We start from the raw sequence: 20,009 nt of genomic DNA, 5'->3' as shown, positions 1-20,009 counted from the left end.
CACCACCAGTGCCGGCGTCGTGCTTCATCCTCCGGCGAGTGCCCCATTTCACAGTCAACCCGCGAATGCGGGTTGACGCATTCCGCCCGGTAGAATGGGCTAGCAAGCTCGCGGAGCGCTCGTTCCCGCTGTCTTATGTTTGGAGTCCGCAGTGGCTGTAAATACAGCAGCAGACCAGCGTGAGACGGCACCACTCCGCTGCGCCCTTACCCAACGCTCACGCACAGGAGTTACCGGATGCCCCGGATCGTTGTCGACGTCATGCCCAAGCCCGAGATTCTGGACCCGCAGGGGAAGGCCATCGTGGGTGCACTCCCCCGGCTGGGCTTCACTGCCTTTAGCTCTGTCCGCCAGGGCAAGCGCTTTGAACTCACTGTCGACGGCGAGGTGACCGAGGAAATCCTGGCCCAGGCCCGGAACGCCGCAGAAACCCTGCTGTCCAACCCCGTCATCGAGGACGTAGTCAACGTCGAGGTCGTCGAGGCCTGAGATGACTGAACTCCCCCTGATTGGCGAGGCGGTGGCCGTGACGGCCAACCCGCGGCTCGCCGGCGCCCGCATCGGCGTCGTCACCTTCCCCGGCACACTGGACGACCGCGACGCCGCCCGCGCGGTCCGCCTGGCAGGCGCCACCCCGGTGGAACTCTGGCACGCGGACACCACCCTCGGTGACGTCGACGCCGTCGTGATTCCCGGCGGTTTCTCCTACGGCGACTACCTCCGTGCCGGCGCCATCGCACGCTTCGCACCGCTGATGTCCCAGATCATCGACGCCGCCAACTCCGATGCCAAGCTTCCCGTGCTTGGCATCTGCAACGGCTTCCAGATCCTCACGGAGTCGCACCTGTTGCCCGGCTCGATGATCAAGAACGACCAACTGAAGTTCATGTGCCGCGACCAGGTCCTGCGCGTGGAAAACAACAGCACCGCCTGGACCAGCGACTACGCCTCCGGCCAGGAAATCACCGTGCCGCTGAAGAACCAGGACGGCCAGTACATCGCAGATGAGAAGGTCCTGGACGCCCTTGAGGCTGAAGGCCGCGTGGTGTTCCGCTACGTGGGCTTCAACCCGAACGGCTCCCGCCGCGACATCGCCGGCATCTCCAACGCCGCCGGCAACGTGGTGGGCCTCATGCCGCACCCGGAGCATGCCGTGGAGGTCGGCTTCGGCCCTGAGACGGGGTTGTCCGGCTCCGCCGGAAACGGCAGCTCAGACACCGACGGCCTCGGTTTCTTCACCTCCGTATTGAACAAGATTGTGGGAGGCGCAAAGTGAGTACCTCAGCTGAAACCGTCAGCAAGAAGTTCAACATCGACACCGTCGAGAACGCGGCCAAGACCCCCGACGTCGAACTCCCCTGGGCCGAACTGGGCCTGAAGCAGAACGAGTTCGACGAAGTGGTCAAGGTCCTGGGCCGCCGCCCCACCGGCGCCGAGCTCGCCATGTACTCCGTGATGTGGAGCGAGCACTGCTCGTACAAGTCCTCAAAGAACCACCTGCGCCAGTTCGGCGAAAAGGTGACGGACGAAATGAAGAAGGACATGCTGGTGGGCATCGGCGAGAACGCCGGCGTCACCAACCTGGGCGACGGCTGGGCCGTAACGTTCAAGATCGAGTCCCACAACTCGCCGTCGTTCGTGGAGCCCTACCAGGGCGCTGCCACCGGCATCGGCGGCATTGTCCGCGACATCATCTCCATGGGCGCCCGCCCGGTGGCCGTGATGGACCCGCTGAGGTTCGGCGCCATCGACCACCCGGACACCGCCCGCGTGATGCACGGTGCCGTTGCCGGCATCGGCGGCTACGGAAACTCCCTCGGCCTGCCCAACATCGGCGGCGAAATGGTGTTCGACTCCGTGTACCAGGGCAACCCGCTGGTCAACGCGCTGGCCGTCGGCGTCATGCGCCACGAGGACATCCGCCTCGCCAATGCCTCCGGCAAGGGCAACAAGGTGGTGCTGTTCGGCGCCCGCACCGGCGGCGACGGCATCGGTGGCGCCTCTGTGCTGGCCTCCGAGTCCTTCGACGACACCAAGCCGTCCAAGCGCCCCGCCGTCCAGGTGGGCGACCCCTTCGCCGAGAAGGTCCTCATCGAGTGCTGCCTCGAGCTGTTCAAGGGCTCCCTCGTTGAGGGCATCCAGGACCTCGGAGCGGCAGGCATTTCCTGCGCCACGTCCGAGCTCGCCTCGAACGGCGACGGCGGCATGGAAGTCGAGCTGACCTCGGTGCTGCTGCGCGACCCCACCCTGACCCCGGGCGAAATCCTGATGTCCGAGTCGCAGGAACGCATGATGGCCGTGGTGACCCCCGAGAACGTGGCCGCCTTCGAGGCCGTCATGGACAAGTGGGCCGTGGAGTACTCCTGGCTGGGCGAGGTGACCGACACCGGCCGCCTGATCATCACGTGGGAAGGCGAAGTCATCGTCGACGTCGACCCGCGCACCGTGGCCCACGACGGCCCGGTCTACGACCGCCCGTATGCCCGCCCGGAATGGCAGGACGCCGTTCAGGCCGACGCCTTCACCGGATCCGTGCAGGACGCAGGCCGTCCTTCTGCCCCGGCAGAACTGGCCGCAGCCGTCACCGAACTCGTGGCTTCGCCGAACATGTGCGACAAGTCCTGGATCACCAACCAGTACGACCGCTATGTCGGCGGCAACACCGCCATGGCGTTCCCGGACGACGCCGGCGTGGTCCGCGTGGATGAGGAAACCGGCCTGGGCGTAGCCCTGGCCACTGACGCCAACGGCCGCTACACCTACCTCGATCCGTACCACGGCGCACAGCTCGCCCTGGCCGAGGCCTACCGCAACGTCGCCACCTCCGGCGCCGTACCGATGGCCGTCAGCGACTGCCTGAACTTCGGCTCCCCCGAGGACCCCGACGTCATGTGGCAGCTGGCCGAGGCCATCCGCGGCCTGTCCGACGCCTGCATGGTGCTGGGCATCCCGGTCACCGGCGGCAACGTCTCGCTGTACAACCAGACCGGGACCACCCCGATCCACCCCTCCCCGGTGGTGGCAGTGCTGGGCAAGCTCGACGACGTCGCCCGCCGCACGCCGTCGGGCTGGAAGGAAGATGGCCAGGCCATCTACCTGTTGGGCACGACGGCGGCCGAGCTGGACGGATCCGAATGGGCCAACCTGCGCGGCCACCTGGGCGGACAGCCGCCGAAGGTTGACCTCGCCGCCGAACGCGCCCTGGGCGAAATCCTGATCAACGCCTCCCGCGACGGCATGGTGGACTCCGCGCACGACCTCTCCGAGGGCGGCCTCGCGGCAGCGCTCGTGGAGTCCGCGCTGCGCTACGGTGTGGGTGCCCGGATTGCCCTGCAGGACGTCATGGACCGTGACGGCGTGGATCTGTTCACTGCGCTGTTCTCCGAGACGCAGGGCCGCGCCATTGTTGGCGTGCCGCGCTCCGAGGAAGTCCGGTTCACGGACATGTGCACCGCCCGCGGCTTTGCCCACACCCGCATCGGTGTGGTGGACGCAGCGAGCGGCCAGCTGGAGATCAACGGCGTGGACACCCTGTCCCTCGCCGCCCTCCGCGAAGCGCACGAGGCCACCCTGCCGAAGTACTTCGACTAGGCCCCGCCAAGCGCGAACGGACACTTATGGCCCCCAGCCGGGGGCTTAAGTGTCCGTTCGCGCTTAAGGGCTCGTTAATCGTCGCTGCGGAGCTCCCGCTGGCGGGCGCTGAGGAGCTCCAGTTCGGGGCGGTTGGCCACGAAGCGCTCGACGGCGGTGAGCACCTCCACGAGGTGCGCCCGGTCGGCTGCAACCAGCCCGGCGCCAAGCTGCGTACGCCGGTACTGCTCGTGGTCACCCACCTCAGCCACTGAGACCTCGAAGCGCCGCTTCAGCTCCGCCAGCAGCGGCCGCACCACGGAACGCTTCTCCTTGAGGGTGTGCACGTCGCCCAGAAGGAGGTCGAACTCAATCCAGCCGATCCACATCGCATTCCTTCCCCGGCGCAGCTAGGCGATGGTGAGTTCGCCCATGCGGTCCCAGCCGTCGCCGTCGAGCTGGCGGCTGATGATGCGCGGCGTCTCGGCGAGGGCCTGCGGCATATCAGCCATGGCCTTCTGGAAGTGTGCGCTGTTGACGTGGTCGCCAGCGGCATCGTCCTTGAAGGCTTCCACGAGGACAAACTCGTTGGGGTCCTCCACGCTGCGGGACCAGTCGAACCACAGGTTGCCGGGCTCCTGCCGGGTCGCTGTGGTGAAGTCCTCCACCAGGCCCAGCCACTTTTCCGACCAGTCCGGCTTGACCTTGAACTTGACGACAATGAAGATCACGGGGTTATGCCTTTCGTTGTTTTTCTATGCCGGGCCCGGACGCGAGGGATTGCTGGCACACCTCAATCGCTTCACGGGCCCATTCCTGCTGCTGGGGAGTTCCGACGCGTTCCGCCCACTGCTCGGCCAGCTGGAACTCCACCAATGCTTCGGTGAAGCGCCCGGCCTGGTGCAGCGTCCAGCCCAGGTTGTTGTGCAGCGAGACCATCCAGCGCCTGGTCCGCGGATCATGCACCGTGGAAGCATACTCGAGGGCGCTGCGGGTCCAGGACTCGGCGTGCTCCGGATCGGCGATGGCCAGCATGTGCAGCGCGTCGACGGCGAGGAATTCCTCACTGAGGTGGTCTGCCAGTTCGGCGGCCTGTTCAAACAGCGGCACGGCCATCGCGGCGTGCCCGCTGGAGTTCAGCAGGCGGCCCCGTTCCAGGAGCACGCGGACGGCCACGGTGGGCTCATCGGCGTCGATCGCGTCCAGGAGGGCATCGGCTTCCTCGTAGCGGCCCTGCAGCCCGATGGCCCGCCCCACCTGGGTGGCGAGCTCGGCCTGCTCGTCGGCGTCGTATTTTTCGTCTTCCGCAGCCGTCCGGAAACGGGATTCCGATCCGGCGGGGTCATCGAAGTTCCACAATTGGTCAAGGGTTTTCTGTTCCAGCATCCACCTGCTCCTGATCAGCTTTCACCTGCGGCCAGTTCGTGCGCACTCCCAATGTATCGGGAAGTGACGTGTCTTTGTGCGCGTGCTGTGACGGCGCTGCCCGCCGCGTAAAACCAGTTGGCGGGCCGGCTGAAGGCAGTGATCTTCAGGAATACCCTCCCCCGGTTGTCCAGTTCCACTTCAAAGGCTTCCTCGCCCCGCACCGGATGGCCGGGCAGGGTCCCGTAACCGAAACCTGCGCTTTGCGGCCCGTCGCCGGGCACCGGCCGGCGTACCCATACCACCTCGCAGGGCGCGTTGATCCGGAAAGGTCCGACGCCGAATCCGCTCACCACGCGGGCGCCGGGCACCACGACGTCGGAGTCGGCGCGGACCCGAAGCCCGGACCGTTTCTGCAGCCGCCAGGCCAGGATCCCGTGGGCCACCCTCCGGTACAGTGCCGCCCCCTCGCCGAGGTAGGCCTGGGTCACCACGCAGGGGACGCCATCCGGCGTCCGTCCGTGTTCGGTGGAACCAATACCCGGGTAATTCAGGCTGCCTCGGGCAAGGCGGCGGTTACGTTTCATGTTCCTTCTTCCCTGGCGAGCCCGGCCCATCCCAGCTGTTCACGCTGCTTCCGGCTTAGCGTGGCCACCACCAGGTCGTAGGAGTCCTCCACCATGTCCCGGATCATGTCATCCGGCAGCGTTCCGTCCAGCCGGACGCCGTTCCAGTGCGTCTTGTTCATGTGCCAGGCGCCGGTGATTTCCGGATGGATGGCCCGGAGCTGTTCGGCCAGCGCAGGCTCGCACTTGAGGCTCACCGACCAGTCAGCCGGATCCATCGCGGACGCCGCAAACATTTTGGCTTCGTGCCGAGACCCGCCCGTCACGGCCGCCCTCACCTTGAAGACGGAGGTTTCCGGGCCGAACGGAAAGTCCTCGAAGGCGCCGGGGAAGCTCAGGCAGATCTTCCGGAGGGTGTGGACGTCCATGGCACGAGCCTATCCGGCTGCGCGGCATCCCGCAGGGGCTAGATGCCCACGCGCCACCCTTCGCGGGCAGGGCACGAGTTGACCACCACGTCCAGTCCGGCGGCCTTCGCGCGCTCCACGGCGGCGTCGTCGAACACGCCAAGCTGCAACCACACTGCCTTGGCTCCCATGGCGATGGCCTGGTCTATGACGGGCCCCACCTTGTGGGAGTTCACGAAGCAGTCCACGACGTCGATCGGGTGCTTTTCCGCGGGGATGTCAGCCAGGGAGCGGTATCCCTTCTCCCCGTGCACGTCATCACCGGGGAGATTGACCGGAATGATTTCCATGCCCATCCGGTCGCGGATATATAAGGAGACGTCATACGCCGAGCGCCACTCGTTGGTTGTGAGGCCGACGATTGCCCACGTGCCTTTGGTTCGCATGAGTCGGTCAATAACTGCCGGATCGTTAACGTGGGCCATGCATCTACCTTACTCCTGCGGCATTTCGGGACAATCCCCGAATAAATGAATGAACAGCGGGAAAACCTCCGGCAATGAACGAATATTACAGCGCGGAAGGCGCGGATTTTGTGAAATCGTGCATTTCGGTTCTAGTAGGTAGTGACCATCCCGAGCGGCCGAGAGACCTGGATCGATGAAGCCGCAGCAACCCCCGGTGACGTGAGACGACCACTCCCACGAAGCCGTTCCTCCTCTTTTTGATGGAACCAAAGGAACTAAGGGTGCTACTGCCAGGACCGATGGAGTGCTGCAATGACCCCAGAGATTTCTTCCGCCCTGCCCACCCTTGCCCGGATTCCGTCCGAGGCAACCCCACAAACCACTTCGGACGCGACGGCGAACGAAGCAGGGCTGCGTGACGCGCCCGGCTCCTCTCGTGGCTCTTCGGGATGGTCCCTGACCGAGCCCACGGACGGCGCAGTGCACGGCGTCCCCATTGACGGACCGGCGCGTCACCGCAGTACCACCAACGTTGCCTTCTGGGAAGAACAGGCCCTCCGCCTCGACTGGGCAGAGCCCGACGCCGGCCCCCGCAGCGGCAAGCCCTGGCACACCGCGCACCGGCGCGTGGCGGCTGACCTCGACGCCGGCACCGGACCGGACATCACCTGGTTCGAGGGCGGCAAGCTCAACGTCGCCTACAACTGCGTGGACCGCCACGTTGCCGCCGGCCGCGGAGACAAGGTGGCGCTGCACTTCGAGGGCGAGCCGGGCGACCGGCGCGCCATCACCTACGCCGAACTGCAGCGCGAAGTGTCCAAGGCCGCCAATGCCCTGCTCGCACTGGGCATCACCAAGGGCGACCGGGTGGTCATCTACCTGCCGGTCATCCCCGAAACAGTCATCATCACCCTCGCGGTGGCCCGCATCGGCGCCATCCACTCCCTGGTGTTCGGCGGGTTTTCCGCCGAGGCGCTGAAATTCCGGGTGGAGGACACCCGGGCCAAGCTCCTGGTCACCACGGACGGCCAGTTCCGCCGGGGCGTGGCAGTGCCGGTCAAGGACAACGCCGATGCCGCCGTTGCCGGGGAAAACGCCGTCGAGCACGTCCTGGTGGTCAACCGCACCACCCCTGCGGACCAGCTGGCGACGGTCCCCATGACTGAAGGCCGCGACGTCTGGTGGCACGACGCCGTCGGGCAGGCCTCCGACAACCACGAACCCGAAGCGTTCGACGCCGAGACTCCCCTGTTCATCATGTACACCTCCGGGACCACCGGGAAGCCCAAGGGCCTGGTGCACACTTCCGGCGGCTACCTGACGCAGGCGTCCTGGAGCTTCGAGCACCTGTTCAGCAATCCGGACCCGGCGCTCCGGGACCAGGACGTGCACTGGTGCACCGCGGACCTGGCCTGGGTTACAGCGCACACCTACGAGATCTACGGTCCGCTCTCCAACGGCGTCACGCAGGTGATCTTCGAAGGCACGCCGAACACGCCGCATCCGGGCCGGCACTTCGAGATCATCGAGCGCTACGGCGTGACGCAGTATTACACCGCTCCCACCCTGGTCCGCTCGCTGATGGGCTGGTTCCCGGACGGCGTCCCGGACAGCTACGACCTCTCCTCCATCCGGATGCTCGGCACAGTGGGCGAAGCGGTGAACCCGGAGGCCTGGCGCTGGCTGCGGCAGAACGTCGGCGCCGGCACCGCGCCGGTGGTGGACACGTGGTGGCAGTCCGAGACGGGCGCCACCATCCTCTCCCCCGCACCGACGGACACCGAGTTCAAGCCGGGCTGCGCGGCCCGCCCCCTTCCCGGCGTCAGCACCCGGATCGTGGACGACGCCGGCAACACCGTGCCGCCGGGCGTCCAGGGATTCATCGTGGTGGACACCCCCGGACCCGCGATTGCCCGCACCGTCTGGGGCAACCCGCAGCGCTACTTCGATTCGTACTGGCGCAAATACGCGGCGCAGGGCTGGTTCCTGGCCGGGGACGGCGCCAAATACGACGACGACGGCGACATCTGGATCCTGGGGCGGGTGGATGACACCCTCAACGTCTCCGGTCACCTGCTCTCGACGATCGAAATCGAATCGGCCCTCGTCTCCCACCCGGACGTGGTGGAAGCCGGTGTCTGCCCGGTGGCTGACCCCAAGACCGGCCACGCCATCGTCGCGTTCGTGGTGCTGAAGGGCGGGGTTTCGAGGGGCTCAACCACCGAGGAACTACGGAACCACGTCGCGAAGGAGATCGGCCCGATCGCCAAGCCGCGCGACGTCGTCGTGGTTCCCGACGTGCCCAAGACCCGCAGCGGCAAGATCATGCGCCGGCTGCTCACCCAGCTTTTCGAGGGAACCACCCTCGGCGACACCACTTCACTGCAGAACGAACCGGCAATCGCCGGCATCCAGGAAGCCTTGGATGGCTACACCGCCTCCCCGGCATCCACCCTCAACGGACAGAAGTAAAGGAACAATCATGAACGACATCAGCAGCGTTGCCCGTCTTTCCGAGCCGCTCAAGTTTGCCTACTGGGTGCCGAACGTTTCCGGCGGCCTGGTGGTCTCCACCATCGAACAGCGGACCAGTTGGGACTTCGACTACAACAAGAAGCTGGCCCGGATCGCCGAGGATTCAGGCTTCGAATACGCCCTGACGCAGACCAGGTACGCAGCTTCCTACGGTGCGGACAAGCAGCACGAGGCCACGTCCTTCAGCCTGGCGCTGCTGGCGGCCACGGAGCGGCTGAAGGTCATTTCGGCCGTCCACCCGGGCATGTGGCACCCCGGCGTGCTGGCCAAGTACATCATCACCGCGGACCACATCTCCAACGGCCGCGCCGCCGTCAACATCGTCTCCGGCTGGCTCAAGAACGAGTTCACCAACTTCGGCCTGGAATGGCTGGAGCACGACGAACGCTACGTCCGCACCGAGGAGTTCATCAGAGTCCTCCGCGGCCTGTGGACCGAGCAGGAGTACAGCCAGTCCGGCAAGTACTACAACATCACCGACTTCACCCTGAACCCGGCCCCGGTTGCTGTTCCGGGCCGCGCGCACCCCGAGATCTTCTTCGGCGGCAACTCCACCGCGGCGCAGGCCACCGCCGGCCGCGTGGCCGACTGGTACTTCTCCAACGGCAAGGACCTGGAGGGCTTCAAGGAGAACATCGCGGGGGTGGTGACTTCCGCAGGAGAAAGTGGGCGCGAGACGCAGCGCGGCTCCGAGGGTGCGCTCCCGGCCGCTTTGCCCTCTCCGAGATTTGGCCTCAACGGCTTCGTGATCGCCCGCGATTCCGAGAAGGAAGCCCGGGACACCCTCCGTGAGATCGTGGAGAAGGCGCACAAGCCCGCCGTCGAGGGATTCCGCGACGCTGTCCAGGAGGCCGGGGCCTCCACGAAGGACGGCAAGGGCATGTGGGCCGACTCGAGCTTCGAGGACCTGGTCCAGTACAACGACGGCTTCAAGACCCAGCTGATCGGCACGCCGGAACAGATCGCGGAGCGGATCGTGGAATACAAGAAGATCGGCGTGAACCTTTTCCTCACCGGCTACCTGCACTTCCAGGAGGAAGTTGCCGCGTTCGGCCAGGACATCCTGCCGATCGTCCGCGAACTCGAAGCGGACCTCGCCCGCAGGAACGGCGCCGAACTGGACCTGTCCGGCACCCCTGTGGCTTCGGCACGCTCCACCACCGGGCTGGTGGCCGTCTAATGGCTGACCGCAAGTTCGGCTTCCGCACCCGCGCCCTGCACGCCGGCGGCACGCCCGACGCCGAGCACGGCGCCCGCGCGGTGCCCATCTACCAGACCACGTCCTTCGTGTTCAAGGACACCCAGGACGCCGCCAACCTGTTCGCGCTGCAGAAGTACGGCAACATCTACTCCCGGATCGGCAACCCCACGGTGGCCGCGTTCGAGGAGCGGATCGCGTCCCTGGAGGGTGGCATCGGCGCCGTTGCCACGTCATCCGGCATGGCCGCGGAGTTCATCACGTTCGCCGCGCTCACCCAGTCCGGCGACCATATCGTCGCGGCCTCCCAGCTCTACGGCGGCACGGTGACCCAGCTCGATGTCACGCTGCGCCGCTTCGGGGTGGACACTACGTTCGTTCCCGGCACTGACCCGGCGGACTACGCCGCCGCAGTCCGGGACAACACCAAGGCGATCTTCGTGGAGGTGGTGGCCAACCCGTCGTCGGAGGTCCAGGACCTGGAGGGGCTGGCAAAGGTGGCGCACGACGCCGGCATCCCCCTCGTGGTCGATGCCACTTTGAGCACGCCGTACCTCGTGCGGCCGATCGAACACGGGGCGGACATCGTGATCCACTCGGCCACCAAGTTCCTCGGCGGGCACGGCACCACCCTCGGCGGCGTCATCGTCGAAAGCGGCCGCTTCAACTGGGGCAACGGCAAGTTCCCCACCATGACCGAACCCGTGGCCTCCTACGGCAACGTCTCCTGGTGGGGCAACTTCGGCGAGTACGGGTTCCTGACCAAGCTCCGCTGCGAGCAGCTGCGCGACATAGGCCCCGCGCTCTCTCCGCAGTCCGCGTTCCAGCTGCTGCAAGGCGTGGAAACCCTTCCGCAGCGCCTGGACGAACACCTGAAGAACGCCCAGACCGTGGCCGAATGGCTTGAAGCGGACGAGCGCGTGGCCTACGTGAACTTCTCCGGGCTGCCGTCCCACCCGCACTTCGAGCGGGCGCAGAAGTACCTGCCCCTGGGTCCGGGATCGGTGTTCTCCTTCGGCGTCAAGGGCGGCCGCGCGGCCGGGCAGAAGTTCATCGAGGCGCTCCAGCTGGCCTCGCACCTGGCCAACGTCGGCGATTCGCGTACCCTCGTGATCCACCCCGGCTCCACCACCCACCAGCAGCTGAGCCCGGCCCAGCTCGAGTCCGCGGGCGTACCGGAAGACCTGGTCAGGATTTCCGTCGGGCTCGAGGACATCGAGGACATTCTGTGGGACCTCGACCAGGCGCTGGATGCAGCGTCTTCGTCGGTGGTTGAGCCTGTCGAAACCGTCGCTGTCGAAACCTGCACGATCGGAGCAAACGCATGAGCGCTGCAGAAACCAGGACCTGGGAAGGTCCTACCGCTCCCGAACGCCTCAACCTGCTCCGCCAGGCGAAGTCCATCGCCATTGTGGGCGCCTCGGACAAGCCCTCGCGGGCCAGCTATTTCGTGGCCACCTACCTGCAGTCCTCCACCCGCTACAAGGTGTACTTCGTGAACCCGGTGGTCAAGGAAATCCTGGGCCAGCCCACCTATGCGTCGCTTGCCGACCTGCCGGAGAGCCCCGACATCGTGGACGTCTTCCGCAAGCACGACGACCTTCCCGGCGTCCTGGACGAGGCCGTCGAGGCCGGCGCCAAGACGCTGTGGCTGCAACTCGGTTCCTGGCATGAGGACGTGGCGAAGGAAGCGGAAGCTGCCGGGCTCGACGTCGTCATGGACCGCTGCGTCAAGATCGAGCACGCACGCTTCCACGGCGGACTCCACCTTGCCGGCTTCGACACGGGGGTTATCTCCTCCAAGCGGCAGGTCCTGGCCTAGCCAAAGCCTGTTCAGCCCGAACGGACACTTGAGGCCCCGCCTTGCGGGGCCTCAAGTGTCCGTTCGCGCTTGGTGGGGGCGGCCCGGCTACGGCCGGAACTTCTTCAGCCAGCGGTTGACAGGTTCGACGGCGGAACCCAGCGCCGAGTCCACTGAGACCGCCCTGGATTCGTCCTTCTGAGGTTTGCCGCTGCGATGCCCGGTGCTGTCCGCTTCCGGCTCTGTGGCGGCCTTTTCGGAGGGCGCGTCGGTCTTTTGCGGGGCGACCGGCCTGGAATGTTCCTCCGAGGCGGCTTCGCCCCCGTTGCCGCCGGGCGTCCCGCCGCCCGGCTTCCCGGACTGGCTGTTGCCGGCATCCGCCCCGGGATCCCGGTCGGGAGCTTTGGCCGGCGGAGAGGCCGTCGAATCGGGAGCTGTCGCCGGCACCTCGTCGTCCGAGGGCTCTCGGCCTTCGGACGGTGTCACCGGGTCTGCGGGCTCGCCTGCACCTGGCGGAGCCGCCTGGTCAAGCTGCAGGACGAGCGGCGACTTCCACGCCATGGGCCCGCCCTGGTTCGACGCACCCGGTCCGACGGGAAGCTTCCAGTCCGGGGCCCAGTCCGTCGTCAGCTCTTGGATGGACCAGAGCCCAGAACCCTCTGCGGCTCCCTGGCTGGTTGCGGCAACACCGCTGACTCCGAGGCCCATGCCGGCCAGGACTGCAAGGCCCACCACCGTGGGGCGGTGCCGGCGCAGCCACCGCTTCCGGGTCAGTTCATCCCGGGGTCCGGCCAGCATGGCGGCAAGCTCAGGGCCCGGAGCAGGAACCTGCATCTGCGCCAGCGAGGCTATGGACAAAAGGGCGGCCCTCAGCTCGGGCACGTCCGTGTGGCCACTGTCGAGCAGAAGCCCGTCAACGGTCCCGGCAGAAACCTCATCCCTGGTTGTCATGGCGCCACGTAGTCCTTTACGGCCGAATGTTCACGGAGTCTGTCCAAAGCACGTCGCTGAAGCTGTTTTACGGCTCCGGCGCTTTTCCCCATGATTTCGGCCACTTGCTCAACGGTGAGATCTGCGATGATCCGGAGGGTCAGGACCTCCTTCTGGTCCTCTCCCAGCACGTCAAGCAGTTCCAGCACCTCCCCCGGCGCCACCAGCAGCATTGCCCCGGCTTCAGCCGAGGCGGCTTCCCGCCGGTCAAGATCGGGTTCGAAAGGCTGCTTCGGGGGCGTCCGGCTTTGCCTTCGGTGATCGTCAACCATCCGCGCATGGGCCACCGAGAACAGGAACGTCCGAAGCCCGCTGGCACCGCCGCTGATAGTGGCTATCCGGGGCAGGACCGCCAGGAAGACGTCCTGCATGGTGGCCTCCGGGTCCTCGACGCCCCGGGCGGTCAGGTACCCCAGTACCTGCGACGCATAACTCCGATAGACCAGGTTGAACAACTCGCCATCGCGGCCCTTGAGGGCCATCAATGAGGCGTCGGTCAGTGCTTCGGTCACGGACGGATGGCTTTCGTTCAAGGGAGATGGCTACATCATTGTATGGCCATGATGTGGCGGCCGGGCTGTGTCCCGCTCCGTAACTTTACCCCGGGTAACCCAAGGAAAGCCGCCGGAAACCGCGCACTCCTGGGCCGGCTTGCTGCTGAACCGGCTTCGGACAAAAAAGGGCCGGGCTGGAACATGATGGGGGGCAGTTCCAGCCCGGCTCTCTATTTGCAGTCAAGCGCCGGGTACGAACCTGATGGGGGACAACTTCGAACCCGGCGCTTTCATACTGGTAATCGTCGCGGGGGTGCCGGGGGTTACGCGAAATCCCAAAAACTCTAAAGAAACTTTTCAGCGGCCCAGCCCTCCCCGACGCCGCCGGCGTTCCGACGACACGGTCAGACGGGCAGGACGCGGTGCCGGCATCCACTATTCACTCAGTGTATAGATTGAAGCGTGAACAACTCCCTCACGCTGCTGGGCCTCCTGAGCCGCCAAGCGAGCTACGGCTACGACCTGAAGCACTCCTATGACCGCTACTTCGGAACCGGAAAGGCGTTGGCCTTCGGCCAGGTCTATTCCACACTGGCCCGCATGGTCCGTGACGAACTGATCCGCGCCCTGGGCGAGGAAACCGGCGGCGGCCCGGACCGCAAGAAATACGAGATCACCGTGGCTGGCCAGGACAAGGTCCGTGAGTGGCTTTTCACTCCCGACGTTCCCTCGGAAACCATGCAAAGCAACCTCTTTGCCAAGACCGTGATCGCATTGCTCACCGATGACGACGCCGACCGCTTGCTCGACGTACAGCGGGCGGAACACATGGCCCGAATGCGTGAACTCACCCGCCTCAAGCAGGACTCGGACCTGTTGCATGTGCTGATGTGCGACCACGGCCTGTTTCACATCGAAGCCGACCTTCGCTGGATAGAACTGACCAGCGCCCGCCTGACCCAACTCAAGAAGGAGCTCCTGAGCGCATGAGTACGATTGGCGCCGCTTCACCCGTCCTCAGCGCCCGCGGGCTGCACCACTCCTTCGGACAGACCCGGGCACTGCGCGGGATCGACCTCGACGTCCATCGCGGCGAAGTGCTCGCCGTGATGGGCCCCTCGGGATCCGGCAAGTCAACGCTGCTGCACTGCCTGGCAGGCGTCCTCGTGCCGAACAGCGGCACAGTGACCTACACTCCGCCAAAACGGCAGACGCCGCTGGAGATCAGTGCCCTCACTGAACCTAAAAGGGCCAAACTGCGCCTGGCCGACTTCGGATTCGTCTTCCAGTTCGGCCAGCTCCTGCCGGAGCTCACGGCAGTGGACAACGTCAGCCTCCCCCTGCTCCTGGGCGGGACCAAGCGCTCCGGGGCGGCCCGACGGTCAAGCGAGCTGCTGGACCGCCTCGGACTCAACGGGCTGGGCGCCAAGCTGCCCGGCGAACTGTCGGGCGGGCAGGCCCAGCGCGTCGCCGTTGCCCGGGCTTTGGTGAGCTCCCCTGCCGTTTTGTTCGCCGATGAGCCCACGGGGTCCCTGGATTCACTCGCCGCCGAAAACGTTCTGACACTCATGCTCGAACTCGTCCGGGAAGTGGGAACGACAGTCGTCATCATCACCCACGACGCACGCACCGCCGCGTACGCCGACCGGGAGGTCATCGTGCGCGACGGCGCAATCGGCGCTGGCTACCGGGTGTCCCCATGAATCCCGGGTTGCTCCGGCTGGCAGTCGCCGGCAGCCGGTCCGCCTACGGAAGGCTGGCCGGCATCGCGGGAGGGGTCGCCGTCGGAGTATGCCTGCTGCTGTTGCTCTGGGGTGGCGCCAACGGCCTCAGCGCACGCGATGACCGAGGTGCCTGGTTGCGGGAAGCCGGCCAGCCCTCCGTGGCCGTTCCCCTCATGACGGGCGATCCAGCCTCTTCGGCCCCGGCAACACCCGTGCCTTTGACGGCGGACACGATGCTTATGACGGCGAACCCGGTGGAAGTGTTCCGCGACCAGCTGATCAACCGCCGCGACGTCGCGGCCCTGAGCCGGACCACCGTCACGATCCCGGGGATCGGCAGCCCGCCGAAGCCGGGCCAGTATTACGCTTCCCCGGCCCTCCAGCACCTGATCGATTCAACACCCCCGGATCAGCTTGGCGAACGTTTCGGCGAGTTCGCCGGCCCGATCGGCGATGCCGCCCTGCCCGGTCCGGATTCCCTGGTGGTGGTCGCGGGCGCCACGGAAGCCGAACTCCGCCGCAGTGGACGGGCGTCCCTCGTTTCCGGGTTCACTGCTGATCCCTACGGAGGCAGCGCAGCCGGCTACAGCACGGTGCTGGTCATCGGCGCCATTGCGGTGTTCTTCCCTGTGCTGCTGCTGATCAGCATTGTCACAGGCCTGGGCGCAGCCGAGCGCCGGGAGCGCTTCGCCACCCTGCGGCTCATCGGCGCATCGCCGCACGTGGTCTCACGCATGGCCGCCGTCGAAACCGCTGTCCCGAGCCTGGCCGGTGCGGTGCTGGGCGTTGTTTTGGCCGTGCTGTTGAGGCCCCTTGCCGCGCAAATACCGGTCAATGGCACCAGGATGTTCGAAGCTGACCTGGCCCCGGGCTGGATGGCTGCCACCGCCGTCGTCACCGCGGTGGTGGCGGCTTCCTCCGCGGTGGCGGGCTACCGTACCGCCCGGGCGGACGTCGGTCCTCTGGGGGTGACCCGCGCAGTCCACGAAAAAGCACCCACCATGCGGCGAACCGTGCCGCTGCTCACCGGGCTCGCCGCCATGATCGCGGCAGTCGTCATCATCCGGGGCGCGGAGTTGAACCTGCCGTGGATTGAATCACTGCTGCTCATCGGCGGTTTTGGGCTGGTGCTCGTGGGAATTGTGGTGATCGGCCCCTGGCTGACCTTGGTGGTCAGCAGGATGGGGCTGCGCCTGGCGCGGACCGCATCGGCAGTCATTGCCGCCAGCCGGATCCGCAACACCCCGGTGGCCACCTTCCGTTCTGTTTCCGGGCTCGTTGTCGCGGTCTTCGTCGTCTCCGTCTTCGCAGGAGCATCCAGCATCGTCCAAACAACAGAGGCACCGCCGGCCCGCCCCGGTCTGCTCCAGCCCACCAGCCTCCATGCAACCGTTGCCGCCGGACAGACCCAGGTTCAGGTCTCGGACGTCGCACGCAGAATCAAGGAACTTCCCGGAATCCGGAGTGCCGCCGTCGGCTATGGTCCAGCGGCGCTCACCGAGACGGCTGCCGGCCCGGACATCTACCTTCCTGCCGTGGACGCCCCAGGGCTGGGCTTCGTGGATGTCCCCGATGCGGACACCGTCGTGGTCGATGCGTCATTCCTCCATTACTGGACAACGCAGCCTCTGGCACTGACACCTGCGCCGGCCGCACAGCTGGACGGGCTGGTTCCAGTGGTGGTTGTGGTCGGCACCGACGGGACTCCCACGGCCATGGATCGCGCCCGTACAGCGCTGAACAGTTCGGGTGTCACGGCTATCCCGGCCACCGCCCCGCTGGACGTCCAGCTGCAGTCCGGCACCCGGCTTATCCAGGGCCTGGCCGTGCTCGCCTACTTGGGTATGTTCGTGGCGGTCGCCATCGCCGGGCTGTCCCTGGCCGTCGCCACCGCCGCCGCCGTCCTGGACCGGAAGAGGGTTCTCGGCCTGATGCGGCTGATGGGGATGCCTGTCTTTGTCCTGCGCCGGATCATCGCGCGTGAGGCGGCCGTCCCTCTAGTCACCGTGCTGCTGCTCTCGATCGGACTCGGGTTCCTCGTGGCCTGGTTGATGGTTACGGGAATCGACGACGCCTACCGGGTAACCTGGCCGGCGCCCGACTACTTCATAGCCCTTGGCCTCAGCCTGTTCCTTGCCCTCGGCGCAGTGACCGCAACGTTCAGCCTGGTCCGTGGCCAGACGGCGATAACGGCGACCCGCTTCGAATAGGATCCGCGGCCCTGACGGGTCCGGGCGTTGGCGGGTCCGGGCGTTGACGGGTCCGGGCGTTGGCCGGTCCGGGCGTTGGCCGTTAGCGGCCGTCAGCGGCCCGTCAGCAGGCGGGAAAGGGCTGATGCCAGCTCAGCGGCGTCCGGTCCGAGACGCCGCCCCGTCTCGCGTGCCCGGTCCACTCGGCCGATACGGAGGTCAGAATCGACGAGCAACGCAACCAGCTCCAGCCGGCTGGCCCCCGCCATCGCGGCAGACGAGGCAAGGCTTTGGGCTGCCGCACTCGCCGCCTCAAGGTCGCCGCCGTCCAGGGCTCCGACAACGTTGTTTACCCTGGAAGGGAGCAGCACCAGGAAGAGATTCAAAAATTCAAGCAGCCGGCTTTGCGAGTGGATGTTCCCGGCGAGCTCCTGCACGCGCAGGGGGTCGAGGACCGGCGCCCGGTTAACGCGGGCACGGTACCGGCGCGATCCCTGTTCCAGGGCGGCGGAGCGCTCCGGCAGCCCTGGCTCCGACACGGTTTTGTTCTTCGTTGACTTCAAGCTGAGACCCATGACGTCCATCCCCTCCCGTTAGCGGCCCGACGACTTGCCTGTGGGAACCCCACTCCCAGCGCAGTGCCGGTGAAACCAAGATAGGGACAGCGGATCCGCCGGGTCACGAGTGTCCGGTACCCGAATCACACCCGGTATCACCTGCATCATGAGCATCGCTACGTATCCGGCGCGTGGTCGCCACGCAGGTCCCGATCCTGTAACGCTCCAGCGCCAGGGCTTACGTGCGGCAGGCGGGAGTGTCAGGATACGGGCATGAGCGAGGAAGTGATGGCCGTCCCTGCCGCCGGTCCGGCAGCGACCCCCAAACATGTGACCGGACTGATGGGTTCGCAGGGTTCCGCCGCGACGCGGGCCATGCGCGAACAGGCACGCCGCCGCCGCGATGCCGAAGCGAAACTGCAGCAGCACCTGCTGCAGACCCGCAGCAAGCAGTCCCCCGGCTAGCCGGTAACCACCCGGACATACTCCACTAACGACGACGGCGGCGGGCCACCCTTCCAGGTGACCCGCCGCCGTCGGACGTCAGTAGGGGTCAGTCAAGAATCAGGTCGTTGACCACGATGGTCTGGTCGCGGTCCGGACCGACGCCGATCGCCGAGAAGCGCGTGCCGGACAGCTTCTCAAGGGCCAGCACGTAGTTCTTGGCGTTCTCCGGGAGGTCCTCCAGGGTGCGCGCACCGGTGATGTCCTCGGTCCAGCCCTCGAAGTACTCGAAGATCGGCTTGGCGTGGTGGAACTCGGTCTGGGTCATCGGCATCTCGTCGTGCCGGACGCCGTCCACATCGTAGGCCACGCAGACCGGGATCTGCTCGATGCCCGTCAGCACGTCCAGCTTGGTGACGAAGTAGTCCGTGAAGCCGTTGACGCGGGAGGCGTGGCGCGCCAGCACGGCGTCGTACCAGCCGCAGCGGCGCGGGCGGCCGGTGTTGACGCCGAACTCGCCGCCGGTCTTCTGCAGGTACATGCCCATGTCGTCGAACAGTTCCGTGGGGAACGGCCCGGCGCCCACACGGGTGGTGTACGCCTTGATGATGCCGATGGAGCGCGAGATCCGGGTGGGGCCGATGCCGGAGCCCACCGAGGCGCCGCCGGCGGTCGGGTTGGAGGAGGTGACGAACGGGTAGGTGCCGTGGTCCACATCCAGGAAGGTGGCCTGGCCGCCCTCCATGAGGACCACCTTGCCCTCATCCAGCGCCTTGTTCAGGACGAACGTGCTGTCGATGACCAGCGGGCGCAGGCGTTCGGCGAAGGAGAGGAAGTAGCTGACGATCTCCTCCACCTCGATGTCACGGCGGTTGTACACCTTGACGAGGAGTTCGTTCTTCTGGCGCAGCGAGCCTTCCACCTTCTGGCGGAGGATGGACTCGTCGAAGACGTCCTGGACGCGGATGCCGAGACGGGCCACCTTGTCCATGTACGCCGGGCCGATGCCGCGGCCCGTGGTGCCGATGGCGCGGCTGCCCAGGAACCGCTCCGTGACCTTGTCCAGCACCTGGTGGTAGGGCGCCACGAGGTGGGCGTTGGCGGAGACCCGGAGCTTGGAGGTGTCCGCACCGCGGGCCTCAAGGCCGTCGATTTCCTGGAACAGGGCTTCAAGGTTCACCACGCAGCCATTGCCGATGATCGGGACTGCGTTCGGGCTCAGGATGCCGGCAGGAAGGAGCTTGAGCTCATACTTCTCACCGCCCACGACGACGGTGTGCCCGGCGTTGTTGCCGCCGTTCGGCTTGACCACGTAGTCGACGCGGCCGCCAAGCAGGTCAGTGGCTTTACCTTTGCCTTCGTCGCCCCATTGGGCTCCGACGATCACGATTGCTGGCATGGGATCCTCCCCCATTCGTTCGGGCCGGACCGCAGCCGGTTCACCGAAGTGACCCGCCAGGGACAGCGCCGTTCATGAGAATGCCCCGAATTCCACTGCCGCGCCTGTCCGGCCAACTGACCGCCACGCACAACGCAAGAGTTCCGGGGCTCTTACCACCCAAGTTTAGCCGATACGAGTGACAAGCACCGCTTTCGCCCTCCACCGGAGCGGCTTCACACCCGGTTCACAGCGTGGCAGCGATTTGCGGAAACTTCCCCGGATGGAATTAAGTGAGAGTGACCCATCCCGAGCGGCCGAGAG

21 protein-coding genes are annotated in these 20,009 nt (G+C 66.4%); 11 read left to right on the top strand and 10 right to left on the bottom strand.

Annotated features, from left to right (window positions below; translation table 11 throughout):
* Positions 1-237 precede the first annotated feature (237 nt).
* The 3 genes from purS to purL are packed head-to-tail and all read left to right on the top strand — an operon-like array spanning position 238 to position 3,591.
* Positions 238-489 carry a phosphoribosylformylglycinamidine synthase subunit PurS gene (gene purS / locus AC1MDG_RS02910; RefSeq protein WP_011690410.1) on the top strand — a complete coding sequence of 84 codons (252 nt, stop codon included), beginning with the start codon at positions 238-240 and terminating at the stop codon, positions 487-489.
* A 1-nt stretch (position 490) separates the two neighbouring features.
* Positions 491-1,276, top strand: coding sequence for a phosphoribosylformylglycinamidine synthase subunit PurQ (gene purQ / locus AC1MDG_RS02905; RefSeq protein WP_479807436.1), 786 nt, complete (start codon positions 491-493; stop codon positions 1,274-1,276).
* Positions 1,273-3,591, top strand: coding sequence for a phosphoribosylformylglycinamidine synthase subunit PurL (purL, locus tag AC1MDG_RS02900; protein ID WP_479807434.1), 2,319 nt, complete (start codon positions 1,273-1,275; stop codon positions 3,589-3,591). Before purQ ends, purL begins: the two co-directional genes overlap by 4 nt.
* A gap of 74 nt (positions 3,592-3,665) precedes the next feature.
* Here the strand turns inward: purL and AC1MDG_RS02895 are convergent, their stop codons facing one another.
* The 6 genes from AC1MDG_RS02895 to AC1MDG_RS02870 are packed head-to-tail and all read right to left on the bottom strand — an operon-like array spanning position 3,666 to position 6,393.
* Positions 3,666-3,959 (bottom strand): DUF503 domain-containing protein, encoded by a 294-nt coding sequence (locus AC1MDG_RS02895; protein WP_479807433.1) that lies wholly within the window; start codon positions 3,957-3,959, stop codon positions 3,666-3,668.
* 21 nt (positions 3,960-3,980) lie between these two features.
* Positions 3,981-4,301, bottom strand: a complete 321-nt coding sequence (locus tag AC1MDG_RS02890) for a putative quinol monooxygenase (protein WP_479807431.1) — start codon at positions 4,299-4,301, stop codon at positions 3,981-3,983.
* 4 nt (positions 4,302-4,305) lie between these two features.
* Positions 4,306-4,956, bottom strand: coding sequence for a hypothetical protein (locus AC1MDG_RS02885; protein ID WP_479807429.1), 651 nt, complete (start codon positions 4,954-4,956; stop codon positions 4,306-4,308).
* A 14-nt stretch (positions 4,957-4,970) separates the two neighbouring features.
* The gene (locus tag AC1MDG_RS02880; RefSeq protein WP_479807427.1) at positions 4,971-5,522 is read right to left on the bottom strand and encodes a DUF1990 family protein; all 552 of its coding nucleotides are present in this window, start codon (positions 5,520-5,522) and stop codon (positions 4,971-4,973) included.
* On the bottom strand, positions 5,519-5,929 hold the full coding sequence (locus AC1MDG_RS02875; protein WP_479807426.1) for an MmcQ/YjbR family DNA-binding protein: 411 nt from the start codon (positions 5,927-5,929) through the stop codon (positions 5,519-5,521). Before AC1MDG_RS02875 ends, AC1MDG_RS02880 begins: the two co-directional genes overlap by 4 nt.
* A gap of 38 nt (positions 5,930-5,967) precedes the next feature.
* Positions 5,968-6,393, bottom strand: coding sequence for a CoA-binding protein (locus AC1MDG_RS02870; protein ID WP_043477811.1), 426 nt, complete (start codon positions 6,391-6,393; stop codon positions 5,968-5,970).
* Between the two features lie 294 nt (positions 6,394-6,687).
* Between AC1MDG_RS02870 and acs the strand changes: the two genes are divergently transcribed.
* Genes acs through AC1MDG_RS02850 form a run of 4 tightly spaced genes read left to right on the top strand, consistent with a single transcriptional unit; the run spans position 6,688 to position 11,930 of the window.
* A complete protein-coding gene (gene acs, locus AC1MDG_RS02865) occupies positions 6,688-8,847 on the top strand; it encodes an acetate--CoA ligase (protein ID WP_479807424.1) in 2,160 nt (719 codons plus the stop codon).
* 10 nt (positions 8,848-8,857) lie between these two features.
* Positions 8,858-10,090, top strand: coding sequence for a dimethylsulfone monooxygenase SfnG (gene sfnG, locus AC1MDG_RS02860; RefSeq protein ID WP_479807422.1), 1,233 nt, complete (start codon positions 8,858-8,860; stop codon positions 10,088-10,090).
* A complete protein-coding gene (locus tag AC1MDG_RS02855) occupies positions 10,090-11,436 on the top strand; it encodes an O-acetylhomoserine aminocarboxypropyltransferase/cysteine synthase family protein (RefSeq protein ID WP_479807420.1) in 1,347 nt (448 codons plus the stop codon). The genes sfnG and AC1MDG_RS02855 overlap by 1 nt, the downstream gene beginning before the upstream one ends.
* Positions 11,433-11,930 carry a CoA-binding protein gene (locus AC1MDG_RS02850; RefSeq protein ID WP_479807418.1) on the top strand — a complete coding sequence of 166 codons (498 nt, stop codon included), beginning with the start codon at positions 11,433-11,435 and terminating at the stop codon, positions 11,928-11,930. The genes AC1MDG_RS02855 and AC1MDG_RS02850 overlap by 4 nt, the downstream gene beginning before the upstream one ends.
* Before the next feature lie 87 nt (positions 11,931-12,017).
* Here the strand turns inward: AC1MDG_RS02850 and AC1MDG_RS02845 are convergent, their stop codons facing one another.
* Positions 12,018-12,860: a hypothetical protein gene (locus AC1MDG_RS02845; protein WP_479807416.1), complete on the bottom strand. Its 843-nt coding sequence runs from the start codon at positions 12,858-12,860 to the stop codon at positions 12,018-12,020.
* Positions 12,857-13,411 (bottom strand): RNA polymerase sigma factor, encoded by a 555-nt coding sequence (locus tag AC1MDG_RS02840; protein WP_011690396.1) that lies wholly within the window; start codon positions 13,409-13,411, stop codon positions 12,857-12,859. The genes AC1MDG_RS02845 and AC1MDG_RS02840 overlap by 4 nt, the downstream gene beginning before the upstream one ends.
* Positions 13,412-13,855: 444 nt before the next feature.
* Between AC1MDG_RS02840 and AC1MDG_RS02835 the strand changes: the two genes are divergently transcribed.
* Genes AC1MDG_RS02835 through AC1MDG_RS02825 form a run of 3 tightly spaced genes read left to right on the top strand, consistent with a single transcriptional unit; the run spans position 13,856 to position 17,327 of the window.
* Positions 13,856-14,383, top strand: coding sequence for a helix-turn-helix transcriptional regulator (locus tag AC1MDG_RS02835; RefSeq protein WP_479807414.1), 528 nt, complete (start codon positions 13,856-13,858; stop codon positions 14,381-14,383).
* Positions 14,380-15,096, top strand: coding sequence for an ABC transporter ATP-binding protein (locus tag AC1MDG_RS02830; protein WP_479807413.1), 717 nt, complete (start codon positions 14,380-14,382; stop codon positions 15,094-15,096). Before AC1MDG_RS02835 ends, AC1MDG_RS02830 begins: the two co-directional genes overlap by 4 nt.
* Positions 15,093-17,327, top strand: a complete 2,235-nt coding sequence (locus tag AC1MDG_RS02825) for an FtsX-like permease family protein (RefSeq protein WP_479807411.1) — start codon at positions 15,093-15,095, stop codon at positions 17,325-17,327. Before AC1MDG_RS02830 ends, AC1MDG_RS02825 begins: the two co-directional genes overlap by 4 nt.
* Before the next feature lie 92 nt (positions 17,328-17,419).
* Here AC1MDG_RS02825 and AC1MDG_RS02820 read toward each other — a convergent pair whose 3' ends face one another.
* Positions 17,420-17,845 (bottom strand): Hpt domain-containing protein, encoded by a 426-nt coding sequence (locus AC1MDG_RS02820; protein WP_479807409.1) that lies wholly within the window; start codon positions 17,843-17,845, stop codon positions 17,420-17,422.
* Between the two features lie 291 nt (positions 17,846-18,136).
* On the opposite strand from AC1MDG_RS02820, the gene AC1MDG_RS02815 reads away from it, so the two are divergent.
* Positions 18,137-18,328, top strand: coding sequence for a hypothetical protein (locus AC1MDG_RS02815; protein ID WP_479807408.1), 192 nt, complete (start codon positions 18,137-18,139; stop codon positions 18,326-18,328).
* A gap of 88 nt (positions 18,329-18,416) precedes the next feature.
* On the opposite strand, the gene AC1MDG_RS02810 is transcribed toward AC1MDG_RS02815, so the two are convergent.
* Positions 18,417-19,706, bottom strand: coding sequence for an adenylosuccinate synthase (locus tag AC1MDG_RS02810; RefSeq protein WP_043477785.1), 1,290 nt, complete (start codon positions 19,704-19,706; stop codon positions 18,417-18,419).
* Positions 19,707-20,009 lie beyond the last annotated feature (303 nt).

The sequence above is a fragment of the Arthrobacter sp. AIWTK1 genome, assembly GCF_056680535.1.
Note: the sequence above shows the minus strand (reverse complement) of the source record. Positions and strands in the feature narration are given on the sequence as shown.